This window comes from Bradyrhizobium sp. UNPA324, from assembly GCF_006658635.1.
In the GTDB taxonomy this organism is placed as follows: Bacteria; Pseudomonadota; Alphaproteobacteria; order Rhizobiales; family Xanthobacteraceae; genus Bradyrhizobium; species Bradyrhizobium nanningense.
In genome coordinates, this window is sequence record NZ_LFJD01000004.1 from 3,816,412 (window position 1) to 3,831,979 (window position 15,568).

Here is a 15,568-nt window from a genome sequence, read left to right on the forward strand (position 1 = left end):
GCTACCAACTCCAATTGATCTCATGACTCCAGGGCGGATCGGCGCCCGGGAGGGTGCAGGTGAGGCCGGCGCAATGGGCGGCAAAGGACAGCGCGCGGCGGAGCTCCTCGGTGCTGATGTCCTTCAACTGCTGGCGCGAAAGCCGCCCCTGTTCGTGCAAGACGGCCAGCAGGGCCGCCTGAAAACTGTCGCCGGCGCCGATGGTGTCGGCAACCTCGATCTTGGGTGCTTGCACTTCGATCTGCCCCGCCCGCGCATGCCAGGCAATCGCACCATCGTTGCCGCGGGTGATCACGACGAGGCTGGTACCCTGCCCGAGCAGCACATTCGCACGTTGCTGGTAGGCCTCGTCGCCGAAGAGATAGGCGAAGTCGACATCCGACATCTTGATGAGATCGGCGCTCGCCGCGAACTCGGCCATGCGCGCGAGATAGGCCGGTTTGTCCTTGACCAGATTGGGCCGACAATTTGGATCGAAGGAGATCGTGGACGACGCCCGCGCGTCCGCGATCAGCGCCTTCGTCTCGCGGGCGCCCTGGTCGTTGACGAGCGTCGTCGAGCCGACATGGACGGCTTCGACGGTATCGAACGGGATCGACCCGCGTCGGTAGGTCCAGTTCCGCGTCGCGGTCTCGGCATCGTAGAAGGCGTAATGCGACTCGCCCGCAACGATACGCACGAAAGCGAGCGTGGTCTGGTGATCGCTTCGGGTCGCGAGATCGAGCATGACGTTCGAGCCGGTCGCGTGATCGGCGATCATGCGGCCGAATAGGTCGGTCGAGATGCCGCCGACGAAGCCGGTCGGCGCGCCCAGGCGCGCCATGCCGATCGCAACGTTGAGGCAGGAGCCGCCCACCGCCGGCATTAGCGCCTCACGTCCCTCCTCATTTCTCGTCGGCACGAAATCGATCAGCGCATCGCCACAGGCAATCAGCATGTTTTTCAACCTCTCGCGATGTCGCGCATCGCCGCGCGGCTGCCGCGGTCGACCTCGCGCAGAAGCTTGTAGACCTCGCGCTTGCGCGTGTGAAACGCCGCCATGTCGGGCGCGGTCGGCTCGCTCTTCCCTCCCAGCGCCGACATCTTGGCCATGGTCTCGCCGATCGAAGCATAGGCACCGCCGGCCACCGCACCCAACATCGCGGCACCGAGCAGCACCGGCTCCTTCGTCTGCGGCAGCGCGACCGTGAGCCCCGTCGTGTCGGCCATGATCTGCCGTACCAGCGCACTGCGGCTGGCGCCGCCGCCCATGATCATCATGCTGGAGCGCACGCCGTGCGCGGCAAAGGCTTCGATCACCTCGGCGAGCCCATAGGCGAGCCCGCACAGGCCGGCGACGAACAGCCGCTCCATCGAGGCGATGTCGGTGTCGAGATCGAGGCCCGCGATCACCGCGCGCGTATCAGGATCGGCGTAGGGCGAGCGGTTGCCGATGAACTCAGGAAGCACATGGATATCGCGGGCGAGCAGCGCGGCGCGGCTGGCGCTGCCCGCGCGCGCGATGATGCGGCGTTCGAGGAGGTCGATGAGGTCGAGGCCCTCGCTGCGCGCCGCCGCGCTCGCATCAGTGTGGCCCGGATGCGACTTGAGGAGATGGTCGATCGCCGCACCCGCGGCAGACTGGCCGCCCTCGTTGAGCCAGAAGTCCGGGACCATGCCGGAATAATAAGGTCCCCAGACGCCCGGCACGAAATACGGCTCCTTCGTCGTCGCCATGATGCAGGCCGACGTTCCCATGATGTAGGCGAGCCGGTCGCAGACGTCGCTGGCCCCGCCCGAGCCGTCGCGGCCGCCGATCGCCCCGATGCCGCCGGCATGGGCGTCGATCAGCGAGGCACCGACCGGCAGGCCCGGCGACAGGCCGAGCTCAGCGGCGGCTGCGCGGCTAAGGCCGGTGCCCAGTCGCGTGCCGGGGGCGACGATCTCGGTGCCGATGCGGGCGTATTTCTCGATAACGAAGTCCGACAGGCCGATGCGCTTGAAGAATTGCGCGCTCCAGCCGCCGCCGTCATGGGCGAGATAGTTCCATTTGCAGGTGACGGTGCAGGTCGAGCGCTGCAGCGAGCCGGTCGCGCGCCAGGTCAGATAATCCGAGAGATCAAAGAAGTGGCCAGCGGCGTCGAAGCTCCCACGAAGGTGCCGCTTCAGCCATAACAGCTTCGGCATTTCCATCTCGGGCGAGATCGAGCCGCCGACATAGCGCAGCACGGCGTCCTCGGTCTCGTTGATCAGCCGCGCCTCGGCAATGGCACGATGATCCATCCAGACGATGACATTGCGTTGCGCCTCGCCGGACGCGCTGACGGTGAGCGGCTCGCCCTGTCGATCCAGGACGACCAGCGAACAGGTGGCGTCAAAGCCGATGCCGCCGACGCTGTCGGGCGCGATGGCCGCTTCCGCCATCGCCGCCCGCACCGATCTGACGCAGGCCTCCCAGATGTCCTGCGATGATTGCTCGACGATGTCGCCAGGCTCGTGCCAGATCCGGATCGGATGCCGCGCGGTCGCAAGCAGGTTTCCGGCCTCGTCAAACACCCCGGCCCGCGTGCTCGTGGTCCCCACGTCGACGCCGATATACGCTCGCGGCATTGTCGCTCCCGGTCGCTTTCCGTCAGTCTTGACGGTAAACCTACCAGCAAGTGTAGCCGCCATCCACCAGCACGATGCTGCCGGTCATCAGGCTCGCGGCCTCCGAGGAGAGGAACAGCACGACGGAGGCGATCTCCTCGACCTGCCCCATCCGCGCCATCGGAGTTCCACCGATCCAGGCGTCGTACATCTTGGCGTTGCTCTTCACGAAGGCGTTGAGCGGGGTCTCGATATAGGTCGGCGCCACCGCATTGACGCGGATGCCGCGCGCGCCCCATTCGGCGGCCAGTGACTTGGTCAGGTGATGCACGGCAGCCTTGGAGGCGTTGTAGAAGCATTGCTCCTGCGGCTTGTTGACGATGAAGCCGGACATCGAGCCGACATTGACGATGGCGCCACTTTTCGCCTTCAGCATGTGCTTGCCGAATTCGCGGCAGCACCAGAAGGTGCCGTTGAGATTGACGTCGATGACGTTGAGCCAGTGCTCGTCGGTGACGGTTTCGGCCGGGGTTTCGCTACGGGCGATGCCGGCATTGTTGACGAGAATGTCGACCTTGCCGTGACGGGCGACGAGGTCGTTCGCGACCTCCGCCACGCGCTTGGTATCGGTGACGTCCATGATCGCGGTCTCGATGTCAAAGCCCTTCGCCTTCAGGCTGGCCTTGGCACTGTCGGCGACCTTGCTGTCGCGGTCGCCGATGATGACCCTGGCGCCGGCTTCAGCCAGCGCTTCCGCGCAGCCAAGGCCGATGCCCTGCCCGCCGCCGGTGATGAACGCGGTCTTGCCGTTCAGCTTGAATTTTTCCAGGTACATGGTGGTTCTTTCCGTTTCTTGCCGCTTTCTTGCCGTTTCTTGTCAGCCTCGAAGCGCGTTGCCGGCCTCATCGAAGCGATGGATGCGCGCAGGGTCCGGCAGCAGCGAGACGCGGTCGCCGGCGTGCAGGCTCAATTCCCCGATATAGCGCGCCGTCAGCATGCCGAGCTGACCGGCATCGACGTAAAGGAAAGTGTCGCTGCCGAGATGCTCGGCGACCGCGATCGTGCCCTGCCAGCCGCCGGCGCCGTCGCGCTCGATCTTGAGATGCTCCGGTCGCACGCCGATGGTGGCCGCGCCCTGCTGTTTGGCCAGCTCGCCGGTGACGAAGTTCATCTTGGGCGATCCGATGAAGCCGGCGACGAAGAGATTTGCCGGCCGCTCGTAGAGTTCCAGCGGCGAGCCATATTGCTCGATCTTGCCACCGTTGAGCACGACGATCTTGTCGGCCATGGTCATGGCCTCGACCTGGTCGTGGGTCACGTAGATCGCGGTGGTACCGAGCTGCTTCTGGAGCCGCGTCACCTCGATACGCATCTGCACGCGCAGCGCGGCATCGAGGTTGGAGAGCGGCTCGTCGAACAGGAACGCCTTGGGCTCGCGCACGATGGCGCGGCCGATCGCGACCCGCTGGCGCTGGCCACCGGAGAGCTCGCGCGGCTTGCGATCGAGATAGGGCGTGAGGTTCAGCGTCGCGGCGGCGGCCTCGACCTTGCGGTTGATCTCGTCCTTCGGCAGGCCGGCCATCTTCAAGCCGAAGCCGATATTGCCGCGCACACTCATATGCGGATAGAGCGCGTAGGACTGGAACACCATCGACAGTCCGCGCTTGGCGGGTGGCGTGTCGACGACGTTCTTGCCGTCGATCAGGATGTTGCCGCCAGAGACGTCTTCGAGCCCGGCAATCAGCCGCAGCAGCGTGGTCTTGCCGCAGCCGGACGGGCCGACGAAGACCACGAAGGAGCCGTCGGCGATGTCGAGGTCGGCGCCCTTGATGATGTGCACGGGGCCGAACGATTTCTGCACGCCTTGAAGTGTGATCTGACCCATGATCCGGCAGCCCCTCTACTTCACCGCGCCGAAGGTGAGCCCGCGCACGAGCTGCTTCTGGCTGAACCAACCGAGGACGAGAATGGGCGCGATCGCCAGCGTCGAGGCCGCCGACAGCTTTGCCCAGAACAGCCCTTCCGGGCTGGAATAGGAGGCGATGAAGGTGGTGAGCGGCGCCGCGTTCGAGGTCGACAAATTGAGCGTCCAGAACGCTTCGTTCCAGGCGAGGATCAGGTTCAGCAGCAGCGTGGACGCCAGCCCCGGGATCGCCATCGGCGTCAGCACGTAGACCAGCTCGCGGCCGATGGTGGCGCCGTCCATGCGCGCGGCTTCGAGAATGTCGCGCGGGATCTCCTTGAAATAGGTGAAAAGCATCCAGATGACGATCGGCAGGTTGCCGAGGCACAGGATGAAGACGAGGCCGATGCGCGAATCCAGCAGACCGAAGGATTTGTAGATCAGGTAGATCGGCACCAGCACGCCGACCGGCGGCATCATCTTGGTCGAGAGCATCCAGAGCAGGATGTCCTTGGTGCGCTTGGTCGGCGAGAACGCCATCGACCAGGCCGCGGGAATAGCTATCAAGAGAGCGATGAGCGTCGAGCCGCCGGCGATGATGATCGAGTTCATCGCGTGGTGAAAATAGTCGCTGCGCTCCTGCACGGTCGCATAGTTCTCCGTGGTCCAGTGGAACAACAGGAAGGACGGCGGCACCGCAAAGGCCTCGAGCTCGGTCTTGAAGCTCGCCAGCACCATCCACAGGATCGGGAAGAAGATCAGGAAGCCGAAGAACCACGCTCCGATCGTCGAGACCACCACCCGCCGCGTCGTCGCCATCCGTGCCATGGGTCAAGCCTCCAGATTGCGGCCGACGATGCGGACGAGGAAGAAGGCGACGACGTTCGCGATCACCACCGCGACGAGGCCGCCCGCCGAGGCGCTGCCGACGTCGAACTGGATCAGCGCCTGCGAATAGATCAGGAAGGCGATGTTGGTGGTTTGAAGGCCCGGCCCTCCCCCGGTGGTAACGAAGATCTCGGCGAACACCGTCAGCAGGAAGATCGTCTCGATCAGGATCACGACCGTGATGGGGCGCGCCAGATGCGGCAGCGTGATGTAGATGAAGGTCGATACCGCGCTGGCGCCGTCCATCTCGGCGGCCTCCTTCTGCTCCTCGTCGAGCGATTGCAGCGCGGTGAGCAGGATCAACGTGGCGAACGGCAGCCATTGCCACGTCACGATCAGGATCACGGCAAGGAGCGGCACGTCGTTGAACCAGTCGATCGGCGTCAGGCCGAACAGCGAGGCGAGCCAGGCGAACAGGCCGGACACCGGATGCATCAACAAATTCTTCCAGACCAGCGCGCTGACCGTCGGCATCACGAAGAACGGCGCGATCACCATCAGCCGCACGAAATTGCGCCCGATCACCGGTTGGTCCATCAACAGCGCGAGCGGAATGCCGAGCAGGATCGTCAGCGCCAGCACGGAGCCGACCAAAACCAGCGTGTTCTGAAGCGAGGCCAGGAAGGCCGGATCGGTGAGGAAGTAGCGGAAGTTCTCCAGGCCCACGAACGACTCGGAGCCGGGATCGAGCAGACTGTAATGCAGGGTCGAGAAGTAGATCGTCAGCGCGAGCGGAACGATCATCCAGATGAAGAGCAGCCCGACCGCAGGCGTCAGGAGCGAGCGCGCAAGGAACTGCGTCTGCCGGGTTGCCATCCCTGACTTCTCCTTCAGAGCGTTTTCGAGCGAAGTGGAGACCGGTTCGCGGGAAGAAAACGCGTCAAAATGAAACCTCGGGAAGAAGGCGGCCATCCATCCTGGGACGGGCGGATGGCCGCAAGTCTGAGCTCAGGAGGTCGAGCTCGGGTTCACTTGATGTAGCCGGCGCGCTTCATCTCGCGCTCGGTCGCCGATTGCGCCGCGGTCAGCGCGGCATCGACCGTCATCGAGCCCGCAAGTGCGGCCGAGAACTGCTGGCCGACCTGGGTGCCGATGCCCTGGAATTCGGGGATCGCGGCGTATTGCACCCCGACGTAAGGCACCGGCTTCACCGTCGGCTTGTTCGGATCGGCTGCGTCGATCGAGGCCAACGTCAGCTTCGCGAACGGGGCGACCTTCAGATAGTCGGGGTTCTGGTAGAGCGAGGTGCGCGTGCCCGGCGGCACGTTGGCCCAGCCTTCCTTCGACGCGACGAGCTTGGTGTAGTCCTTGCTGGTTGCCCAGGCGATGAACTTCTCGGCGGCTTCCGTCTTCTTGGAGCCGGCGGGGATCGCGAGGTTCCACGCCCACAGCCAGTTGGCGTTCTTGCCGAGGCCGGTGTTCGGCGCCAGCGCGAAACCGACCTTGTCGGCGACCTTGGAGTCCTTCGGGTTGGTGACGAAGGATGCCGCCACCGTGGCGTCGATCCACATCGCGCACTTGCCGGCGTTGAACAGCGCCAGGTTCTCGTTGAAGCCGTTGGAGCTGGCGCCGGGCGGGCCGGCTTCCTTCATCAGGTTGACGTAGGTCGTCAGCGTCGTCTTCCATTCCGGCGTGTTGAACTGCGGCTGCCACTTTTCATCGAACCAGCGCGCACCGTAGGAGTTGGCCATGGCCGAGAGGAACGCCATGTTCTCGCCCCAGCCGGCCTTGCCGCGCAGGCAAATGCCGTAGGTGCCGGCGCTCTTGTCAGTGAGCTTCTTGGCGGCATCGACGACGAAATCCCAGGTCGGCTTTTCCGGCATCTTCAGGCCGGCCTTCTCGAACAGATCGGTGCGATACATCACCATCGAGCTCTCCCCATAGAACGGCGCGGCGTAGAGCTTGCCGTCGACGGAGACCGCGTCCTTGATCTTGGGCAGCAGGTCGGCGACGTCGTAATCGCCGCCGAGATTGGCAAGCGGCACCAGCCAGCCCTTCTTGGCCCAGATCGGCACCTCATAGGTACCGATGGTGAGCACGTCGAACTGCCCGCCCTTGGTGGCGATGTCGGTGGTGACGCGCTGACGCAGCACGTTCTCCTCCAGCGTCACCCATTTCACCGCAATGTCGGGGTTTTTCTTGGTGAATTCGGCGGTCAGCCCCTGCATGCGGATCATGTCGCCATTGTTGACGGTGGCGATGGTCAGGGTCGTTTCGGCCATCCCGGGGACGGCCAGCAAAAGTGCAGACGCGCCGCAGACGGCGCCCAGGACATGTTTCACGGTGACCTCCCCTCAATTCGCGTTTGAGCATATGCCCACGCGTTGGGCGTATGTTCAACGGAGCGGCGACCGTTGTCAAGCAGGCGCGCGGGCATTTGCGCAACTTATGAGTGCTGCGGTGCGGGAGGGCGTGAGTTGAACTGAGACGAGGGCGGCGGATTCTTCACCTCTCCCGCTTGCGGGAGAGGGAGCGCAGTTCCGACGCGGCTACACCGAACGCCCCCTACCGCTCCAGAATCGCCTGCGCGGTTGTCTCGTCAGTAATGAGCCCATTGATCAGGCCGCCGTTCAGCGCCGCGGCGATCGCCGTCACTTTGGCCGCGCCGACGGCAGCGCCGATCGTCGTGGTCTTCGCCGGCACTTCCGGCGGAATGCTGGTGAGGCGCTTGTTGGTGCCGGCCTTGAGCAGACGTCCCTTGGAATCATAAGCCCAGCCGGTGATCTCGCCGATGGCGCCGAGCCGCATCATCTCGAACAATTCGTCGCGGGTGACGAAGCCGTCGATGTGAACCTGCGCCTTCTGGTCCATCTGGCCGATGCCGACGAGGCGCAAATCCGCCTTGGCCGCCACCGCCTTCACCTTGGCGATCGGCTCGATGCGGACCATCTTGTTGCGCTCGTCCTCGGACGACATCAGGAACGGCAGCGGCATCGGATAATGCCGCGCCCCGGTGCGGTCGGCGAGCCGGCCGACGGTATCGTAAAAGCTCGCCGAACCGTCGGCGGAGATGTTGCCGACCAGTGAGACGATCTGGTGATTGGGTCGGTCGATCGGCGTGACGCGCTCGACCGCTGCGCGCACCGCCCTGCCGGTGCCGAGCGCGACGATCACGGGCGTCTCAGAGCGCAGCGTCGCATCGAGCAGATTGGCGCAGCGTTCGGCAATGCCCGCAGTGGCCTGCGGCGCCGCAGGATCAGCCGGCACCACCTCGCAATGGACAAGGTCGAACCGCTCCTTCAGGCGCGCCGCAAGTTCCATGCAAGCGGCGATGGGGTGCTCGAGCCGGAACGTGATGAGGCGTTCGGCGAGGCACAGCGAGACCAGCCGCTGCGCCGAGGCCCGCGAGACCTGGAGCATCTTCGCGATCTCGTCCTGGGTGTGACCGGCGATGAAATAAAGCCAGCCGGCGCGCGCGGCATCGTCGAGTCGCGACTTGTCGTTCTCGGCGGCCATGCGGGCCTCACGCCTCCCAGAAATCGCTCATGCGCGCGAAGACCCGGTCGGCCCCCGCACCGGACAATATAGCCTGCCCGTCACGGCCGCGGTAATGGCTGCCGCCGACAAATCCCCAGACGGTCATGCCGGCCGCCTTGCCCGCCTTCACGCCGCTGACGCTGTCCTCGATCACCAGGGTGCGCTCGGGCGAGACGCGCATCTTCTCGGCCGCGTACAGGAAGAGATCCGGCGCCGGCTTGCCATGCCGGACCATTTGCGCCGTGTAGATCCGGTCGCCGAAATGCGCCCGCAGGCCGGTGACGTCGAGGGAGAGCGCGACGCGGTCGAGGTCGCTGGACGAGGCCACGCAAAACGGCACGGACAGGTCGGACACCACCCCGGCAACGCCGGCGATCGGCTGAAGCGAAGCTGCGAACGTCGACAGCACTTGCGACTTCAGGCACGGCAGAAAGCTCTCCGGCACGATCTGCCCGAGATCACGATAATGCTGCTCGATCGCCTTGGTACTGCGCCCGAGAAAGAGCTCGAGCGCCTGCTGCTGGCTGAGCGCGATGCCGAACCCGGCCAGTACCTTGGACAGACACCGGCAGCTCAGTAGCTCGCTGTCGACGAGCACGCCGTCGCAATCGAAGATGATCAGATCTGGTCTTGGCCGGCCCTGCTCCATCCGGCCATTCGATCATATACCCATTAAGTGAGCAATAGCTCACCAAGAGCGCATGCCCGCAGGTTCCGACATCAATGCGCGACCTGCCGGTAGATCGCCGGCAGCGCCGCTGGCAGCCGCTTGATGTTGCCGACGATGGCGTAGCCGCCGCGGCCGAACAGGGTCGGGAAGTAGGATTGGGCTGTCGCGTCCACCGTGACGCCGAAGGCGGCGATGCCGAGCCGGCGCGCCTCTTGCACCGACTTGCGGGTGTCCTCGACCGCGAAGCGTCCCTCGTAATGATCGACATCGTTCGGCTTGCCGTCGGTGAGCACGATCAGCAGCTTCTTGCGCTGCGGCTGGCGGGCGAGCTCGGCCGCGGCATGGCGCACCGCCGTGCCGATCCGCGTGTAATAGCCCGGCTTCAGCGCGCCGATCCGGCGCTCCACCGTCCCGCTCATCGGCTCGCCGAAGGCCTTCACCGTCTCGAGCCGCACCCAGGAGCGCCTGCGCGAGGTGAAGGTTAGGATGCTGTGGTGATCGCCGCAGGCCGACAGCCCATGCGCAAGCACCAGCAGCGCCTCCTTCTCGACGTCGAGCACGCGATAGCCATCGACCCAGGCGTCCGTGGACAACGAGACGTCGACGAGCAGCGTGACGGCGAGATCGTGCCCCTGCGGCCGCATGGCGACGTGGATGCGATCGAGACCGCTGCCGCCGCTGCCGGCGCGGAGGTCGCACCGCGCACGCACGAGCGCGTCGAGATCGAGATCATGTCCGTCGGCCTGGGCGCGCATCAGCTCGTGGCGCGGCCGCAGCACCTCGAAGCGGCGGCGCACCTGGCGAATGTGCCGACGCGTGGCATCGTCAGGCGTCCAGCTCTCACCTTGCTCGGAGGCTGCGCCTGCGAGCACGCGGCAATGGTCCGGCAGATAGGAGCCGCTGCGATAGTCCCATTCGGGATAGGTAAGATCTGCATTCAGCTTCGAGGCATCGAGAGCTTCCGGCGGCAGGTCGAGATCGAACTTGAACCGGCTCGCCGGCTTGCCGGTGCGGCGGCTCAGCGTGATCTCCTCGAGATCGTCGGCGGTCTTCTGCGCATCCTCGTCCTCGCTGTCGTCGGCCGGACGGTCGACGTTGACCATTTCGGCCATCGCGAGGATCTTCTCGAAGCGGTTGAGCACGAACGGATCGCGGCGGTTGGCGTTGTCCTCGCGCTCGCGGACGGCAAAGCGCTTGCGATCGTTCTCGGGCGCGGCTTCCGCGCCCGGCGCGCATTCGTCCTCGCCGGCATGGGCGGGGGAGAGCTCGCGCGTCCAGCAATCCCCCCAGAGCGGGCACGGCAGGATCGAATGATAGCCCGGCGGCGCCTTGTCGGGCAGCGGGCCCGTCCCCATCATCGCCGGCCACAGCCTACCCGCAGGCGCCTTGCCGGCTCCGAGCAGGGCCAGCACGATCTGCTCGACCTCCTGCTCGATGCGCGGCAGGGAGCGGCGAGGCCTGGCCTCGGCCGTCGCTGCGGCGAGCTTCGCATAATCGCCGACAAGACCGGGAAATTGCATGAGCACGAAGACCGCCGTCTCGCTCGCCCGGCGCAACACCAGAAGATCCCGCCGCAGCGCATCGACTTCCGTGATCGTATCGATCGGCGCGGCGGCGAACCATGCCGCCAGCCAGCGATAGAGCGCTGCGTTCAACCCGCGGTCGGGAAAGATCGAGATGCGATCGGGAAGGAAGATGGTCGCGGCGTCACGGCCCGGCTGCTCGAGCCGCTCGTCTCCGAGGCCGATGCGCTGCCGCCAGCCGAGACGATGCCCCGATTTTCGCGCGCCTGCGCTCGCAATCTGCACCCCGGTCTCGCCGCCGAGCGCGCGGAACATCACCGCGAGCCGCCCCCTCACCTCGGTCAGTGCGACGGCGTGATCGTCGTGAACCGGATAGCTCGCGGTGCCGCCGACCATCCTGTGCCAGGCGCGGCCGACCGTCTCCTCCAGTTCGAGGAAGTCGAGCATGACGCGGCCTCACCCGATGACGGCGCGCGCGACGTCCAGAAGCGCCGCCTTCACGTCGGCGTCGTCGGTGAGCGGCTCGATCATGCCCGCCAGCACGGCATCGGCGACCGGCGTGCCCGCGGCGATCAGCGTCGCGCAATAGACCACGAGCCGGGTCGAGACGCCCTCCTCCAAATCGTGGCCCTTGAGCGCGCGCAGCCGCCCAGCCAGCCCCACCAGCGGCCGCACGCGCTCCGGCGACAGCCCGCTTTCGGCGGACACGACGCCGATCTCCTGCTCTGGCGGCAGGAAATCGAATTCGATGGCGACGAAGCGCTGCCGCGTCGAGGGTTTCAGCGCCTTCAGCAGCGTCTGGTAGCCGGGATTATAGGAGACGACCAGCATGAAGCTGCTCGGCGCCACCAGCTCCTCGCCGGTACGCTCCAGCGGCAGGATGCGGCGATCGTCGGTCAGAGGATGCAGCACGACGGTGACGTCCTTGCGCGCCTCCACGACCTCGTCGAGATAGCAGATGCCGCCCTCGCGCACCGCGCGCGTCAGCGGACCATCGGTCCACACGGTGTCGCCGCCCCTGAGCAAATAGCGGCCGGTGAGATCGGCGGCGGTCAGATCGTCATGGCAGGCGACGGTGTGAAGCGGCAGTCCCAGCCGCGCCGCCATGTGCGCGACGAAGCGGGTCTTGCCACAGCCGGTCGGCCCCTTGAGCAGAACCGGCAGACGCCGTCGCCAGGCATGCTCGAAAAGCTCGCATTCGTTTCCGGATGGAACATAGTCCGGCAGCTCGGGCGTCGAGGTCACCGTGTGAAGGGCAGCTTTCATGATGTCTCTCCGGACTTTCCAGGAAGCAGGCGGCCGCGGCGAACCGCGGCCGCCATTTGCGTCTACTCAGCCGGCTGCAATGCGCCGGGGATGACCGCCTGCTTCGCGCGGCTCGGCACCAGCACGGCCCAGACGAACATCAGCGCGGAGATCGCGACGAACACACCGGAGCCGAGCCGGACCCAGTAGAACATCGCGAGCTGGTCCTGCACGTCCATATAGCCCTGGCCGAGCACGCGCTGGAGATGGACCTGAACCACGCCGGCGAAGGTCAGCGCGAAGGTCATCACCATCATGGCCGTGCACATGATCCAGAAGCTCGCCATCGAGAGCCACTGGTTATAGGGCGCACGTCCCTTGAGCTGCGGGACCGCATAAGCCATCACCGACAGGTTCAGCATCACATAGGCGCCGAAGAAGGCGAGATGGCCGTGCGCGGCGGTGACCTGCGTGCCGTGGGTGTAGTAGTTCACCGAGGACAGCGTGTGCAGGAATCCCCACACGCCGGCGCCGAGGAACGCCATCACCGAGCAGCCGACCGACCACAACAGCGCGGCGCGGTTCGGATGCTTGCGGCCGGCCTTCCAGGTCATCTGCACCGTGAAGATCACCATGGTGAAGAACGGCGCAACCTCGAGCGTGGAGAACAGCGAGCCGATCCACTGCCAGTAGCCGGGCGCGCCGATCCAGTAGAAGTGGTGGCCGGTGCCGAGGATGCCCGAGAACAGGGCAAGGCCGATGATGACGTAGAGCCACTTCTCGACGACTTCACGATCGATGCCGTTGAGCTTGATCATGAGATAAGCGAGCACGGAGGCCATGATCAGCTCCCAGACGCCTTCGACCCAGAGATGGACGACGTACCACCAGTACATCTTGTCGACGGCGAGGTTCGCCGGGTTGTAGAAGGCGAACAGGAAGAAGATCGCGACGCCCCACAGGCCGAACAACAGGATGTTGGTGATCGTGGTCTTGCGGCCCTTCAGCGCCGTCATCGTGACGTTGAACAGGAACATCAGGCAGACGACGACGATGCCGACCTTGATGATGAAGGGCTGTTCGAGGAACTCGCGGCCCTCGTGATAATGGAAGAGATAGCCGACCACGGCGACGCCGGCTGCGCCGAAGAACATCCAGAACTGGATCTTCGCCAGCAGCGGGCTATAGAGCTCGGTCTCGGTCTCTTCCGGGAGCAGGAAGTAGGTCGCGCCCATGAAGCCGATCAGCGACCATACGATCAGTGCGTTGGTGTGGATCATCCTGACGATGTTGAACGGCAGGACGGTCGACAGCGTATTGGGCAGGACGTAGATCGTTCCGGCGAGAAGGCCAAACAGGATCTGGGCCAGGAACAGGGTCAGCGCGCCGTAGAAATACAGCATCGCGACTTTCTGAGTTTGATATTTCATCTCGGAGGTCTCTCTGTCTTGAAAGAGGAAAGCGCTTAGCCGGCTTTGTTCGGCGGCCAATCCTGCCGCTTGATCTTGCTGGTCCACTGCAGGAAGTCGGCGAGATCGTCGAGCTCCTGGTTGGTGAGATTGAACTGCGGCATCTGCCGTCGGCCCGGCGCACCCGAGGGCTGCGACTGCATCCAGGCCTTCAGCGTTTCGCGCGCTGCGGCCGGATCCTCGTTGCCGCCCCAGCGATCCCAGACATTGCCGACTTCAGGCGCGAAATAGGCGCCCTCGCCGAGCAGAGTGTGGCAGTTGATGCAGGAGTTCTTCTCCCACACATGCTTGCCGCGGGCGACCGACGACGTCAGCATGGCCGCGTCCGTCGATGTCGTAGCCATGTAGTAATGGCTGTGCGCCGTCAGCCCTATGAAGATGGCGAAGAAGAAGGCCGAACCGCCGTAGAAGACATTTCGAGCGGCCGACTTGGTCAGGCGTTCAGCCATTGCCAATCCTTTCCGGTTTGAGTCGAGAAAATCGGTGATGCGATTTATTGCCGATTGGCTCGGGTCGCTCTTTGAGGAAGCGCAAGGATTGCGACGATGCGCAACCGCTCGTCAGATCAGGGCAACGATGGCGGATGCGAGCCAGGCGAACAGCACCACGATGATGACCCAGGCGCTGACGAGGCCGCGCCAAAGCGCCGGCGCTGAGCGAAGATCGAGGAAATCGAGCACGATACGGCGGCCCTTGAGGGCGGCGAAGGTCAGCAGCAAAGCATTGGCGAACAAGGGGCGGGACACCACCAGCGGGGGCACCAAAATGGTCGCGAGCGCGAGGCCGATCAACATGATCCAGGCAATGTCGAGACGATCTGGAATCACGGGTGCACCAGATAGATGATGGGGAACATGACGATCCAGAGCAGATCGACCATGTGCCAGAAAGCGGTTCCGGTTTCGACGCCCTCCGGCCGGGCCCCCCAGGAAACGACGGCCAGGATCACGATGCCGAGGCCGACATGCAGCAGATGGAAGCCGGTGAGAAGGAAGTACAGCGTGAAGAACGGACTGGTCTCCAGGCCGTTTCCTAACGCGATCTCGCCGGCATATTCGAACAGCTTGACCGCGATGAAGAGCGCGCCGAGCGCCATGGCGCCGAACAGCCAGCCGCGCGCACGCACCCTTTCGCCCGCCCGTGCCGCAGCCGCCCCGCGCGCGGCAGCCCAGCCACTGGTCACGAGCACGATGGTGTTGATTCCCGCCAGATGTGCATCGAGCGTGGCCTGACCGGCCGCGAAAAGCGCTGGGTGAAGCGCACGAGCGATGACGAAGGCACCGAGGAACAGGCCGAAAGCGGCGAGTTCGCTGAAGATCAGCACCCAGATCATGGGATCGCCGGGAAGATCTTCCAGGATTCCCCAGCCGGTGCCCTGTTGCTCGCAATCCGTCGCCGACATCTGCCTTCCGCCTCAAGCCGCCGGACAGATATCCAACCGGCGCGATTCCAACTTTGTCGCCGGACAAATAATGCAACCGGCCAGAGGCGCGTTTGCGCTAACGCAACGTTCCGCCCGTCGCGCCGACATAAGTTGAATGCATCCGGCGGTTCCCCAAAACGGCGAGCAATGCGATGAGCGAGGCACAAATCGGGCTGATGACCGCGACCCCCATCATCGTCGCGTTCGCCATCGCACTTCGGCGAATGGGGGTGCTGTCGACCGCGGCAACCGTATCGGCGGTGGGCTTGTCGGTCGCGATCGCGGCGGTGCTGTTCACGACGCAATCACCGCTGCCGTAGTGCCGTAGGGTGGGTTAGCCGAAGGCGTAACCCGCCATGCTTCCGCGGACCCGCAACGAATTGGTGGGTTACGCGAAGCAGA

General features: G+C 65.0%; 16 protein-coding genes. 1 reads left to right on the forward strand and 15 read right to left on the reverse strand.

Going from position 1 to position 15,568, the window contains the following annotated elements; all coding sequences use genetic code 11:
* Window position 1: 1 nt before the first annotated feature.
* The 15 genes from UNPA324_RS18495 to UNPA324_RS18565 all read right to left on the reverse strand — a co-directional run bounded on the left by UNPA324_RS18495 (window position 2) and on the right by UNPA324_RS18565 (window position 15,145).
* On the reverse strand, window positions 2-937 hold the full coding sequence (locus UNPA324_RS18495; protein ID WP_141935298.1) for a carbohydrate kinase family protein: 936 nt from the start codon (window positions 935-937) through the stop codon (window positions 2-4).
* 5 nt (window positions 938-942) lie between these two features.
* Window positions 943-2,589: an FGGY-family carbohydrate kinase gene (locus tag UNPA324_RS18500; RefSeq protein WP_128922625.1), complete on the reverse strand. Its 1,647-nt coding sequence runs from the start codon at window positions 2,587-2,589 to the stop codon at window positions 943-945.
* 40 nt (window positions 2,590-2,629) lie between these two features.
* Window positions 2,630-3,403 (reverse strand): SDR family NAD(P)-dependent oxidoreductase, encoded by a 774-nt coding sequence (locus UNPA324_RS18505; protein WP_141935299.1) that lies wholly within the window; start codon window positions 3,401-3,403, stop codon window positions 2,630-2,632.
* A gap of 42 nt (window positions 3,404-3,445) precedes the next feature.
* On the reverse strand, window positions 3,446-4,453 hold the full coding sequence (locus tag UNPA324_RS18510) for an ABC transporter ATP-binding protein (protein WP_128922627.1): 1,008 nt from the start codon (window positions 4,451-4,453) through the stop codon (window positions 3,446-3,448).
* A 15-nt stretch (window positions 4,454-4,468) separates the two neighbouring features.
* Window positions 4,469-5,299 carry a carbohydrate ABC transporter permease gene (locus tag UNPA324_RS18515; protein ID WP_128922628.1) on the reverse strand — a complete coding sequence of 277 codons (831 nt, stop codon included), beginning with the start codon at window positions 5,297-5,299 and terminating at the stop codon, window positions 4,469-4,471.
* Window positions 5,300-5,302: 3 nt separating this feature from the next.
* On the reverse strand, window positions 5,303-6,175 hold the full coding sequence (locus tag UNPA324_RS18520) for a carbohydrate ABC transporter permease (RefSeq protein ID WP_128922629.1): 873 nt from the start codon (window positions 6,173-6,175) through the stop codon (window positions 5,303-5,305).
* Between the two features lie 152 nt (window positions 6,176-6,327).
* Window positions 6,328-7,581, reverse strand: coding sequence for an ABC transporter substrate-binding protein (locus UNPA324_RS18525; RefSeq protein ID WP_488226032.1), 1,254 nt, complete (start codon window positions 7,579-7,581; stop codon window positions 6,328-6,330).
* Window positions 7,582-7,864: 283 nt separating this feature from the next.
* Window positions 7,865-8,815 carry a sugar-binding transcriptional regulator gene (locus tag UNPA324_RS18530; RefSeq protein WP_128922631.1) on the reverse strand — a complete coding sequence of 317 codons (951 nt, stop codon included), beginning with the start codon at window positions 8,813-8,815 and terminating at the stop codon, window positions 7,865-7,867.
* Between the two features lie 7 nt (window positions 8,816-8,822).
* Window positions 8,823-9,485, reverse strand: a complete 663-nt coding sequence (locus UNPA324_RS18535) for an HAD family hydrolase (protein ID WP_141935300.1) — start codon at window positions 9,483-9,485, stop codon at window positions 8,823-8,825.
* Window positions 9,486-9,556: 71 nt separating this feature from the next.
* Entirely contained in the window at window positions 9,557-11,476 is a 1,920-nt protein-coding gene (locus tag UNPA324_RS18540) for a nitric oxide reductase activation protein NorD (RefSeq protein WP_141935301.1), read from the reverse strand.
* Between the two features lie 9 nt (window positions 11,477-11,485).
* Window positions 11,486-12,295: a CbbQ/NirQ/NorQ/GpvN family protein gene (locus tag UNPA324_RS18545; protein WP_128922634.1), complete on the reverse strand. Its 810-nt coding sequence runs from the start codon at window positions 12,293-12,295 to the stop codon at window positions 11,486-11,488.
* A gap of 62 nt (window positions 12,296-12,357) precedes the next feature.
* Window positions 12,358-13,704, reverse strand: a complete 1,347-nt coding sequence (locus UNPA324_RS18550; RefSeq protein WP_141935302.1) for a cbb3-type cytochrome c oxidase subunit I — start codon at window positions 13,702-13,704, stop codon at window positions 12,358-12,360.
* A gap of 35 nt (window positions 13,705-13,739) precedes the next feature.
* A complete protein-coding gene (locus tag UNPA324_RS18555) occupies window positions 13,740-14,192 on the reverse strand; it encodes a c-type cytochrome (protein ID WP_128922636.1) in 453 nt (150 codons plus the stop codon).
* 111 nt (window positions 14,193-14,303) lie between these two features.
* Window positions 14,304-14,567 carry a cytochrome C oxidase subunit IV family protein gene (locus UNPA324_RS18560; RefSeq protein WP_164936658.1) on the reverse strand — a complete coding sequence of 88 codons (264 nt, stop codon included), beginning with the start codon at window positions 14,565-14,567 and terminating at the stop codon, window positions 14,304-14,306.
* Window positions 14,567-15,145, reverse strand: a complete 579-nt coding sequence (locus UNPA324_RS18565) for a cytochrome c oxidase subunit 3 family protein (protein WP_128922638.1) — start codon at window positions 15,143-15,145, stop codon at window positions 14,567-14,569. Before UNPA324_RS18565 ends, UNPA324_RS18560 begins: the two co-directional genes overlap by 1 nt.
* A 173-nt stretch (window positions 15,146-15,318) precedes the next feature.
* On the opposite strand from UNPA324_RS18565, the gene UNPA324_RS35200 reads away from it, so the two are divergent.
* The gene (locus tag UNPA324_RS35200) at window positions 15,319-15,486 is read left to right on the forward strand and encodes a hypothetical protein (protein ID WP_164936651.1); all 168 of its coding nucleotides are present in this window, start codon (window positions 15,319-15,321) and stop codon (window positions 15,484-15,486) included.
* Window positions 15,487-15,568: the final 82 nt, after the last annotated feature.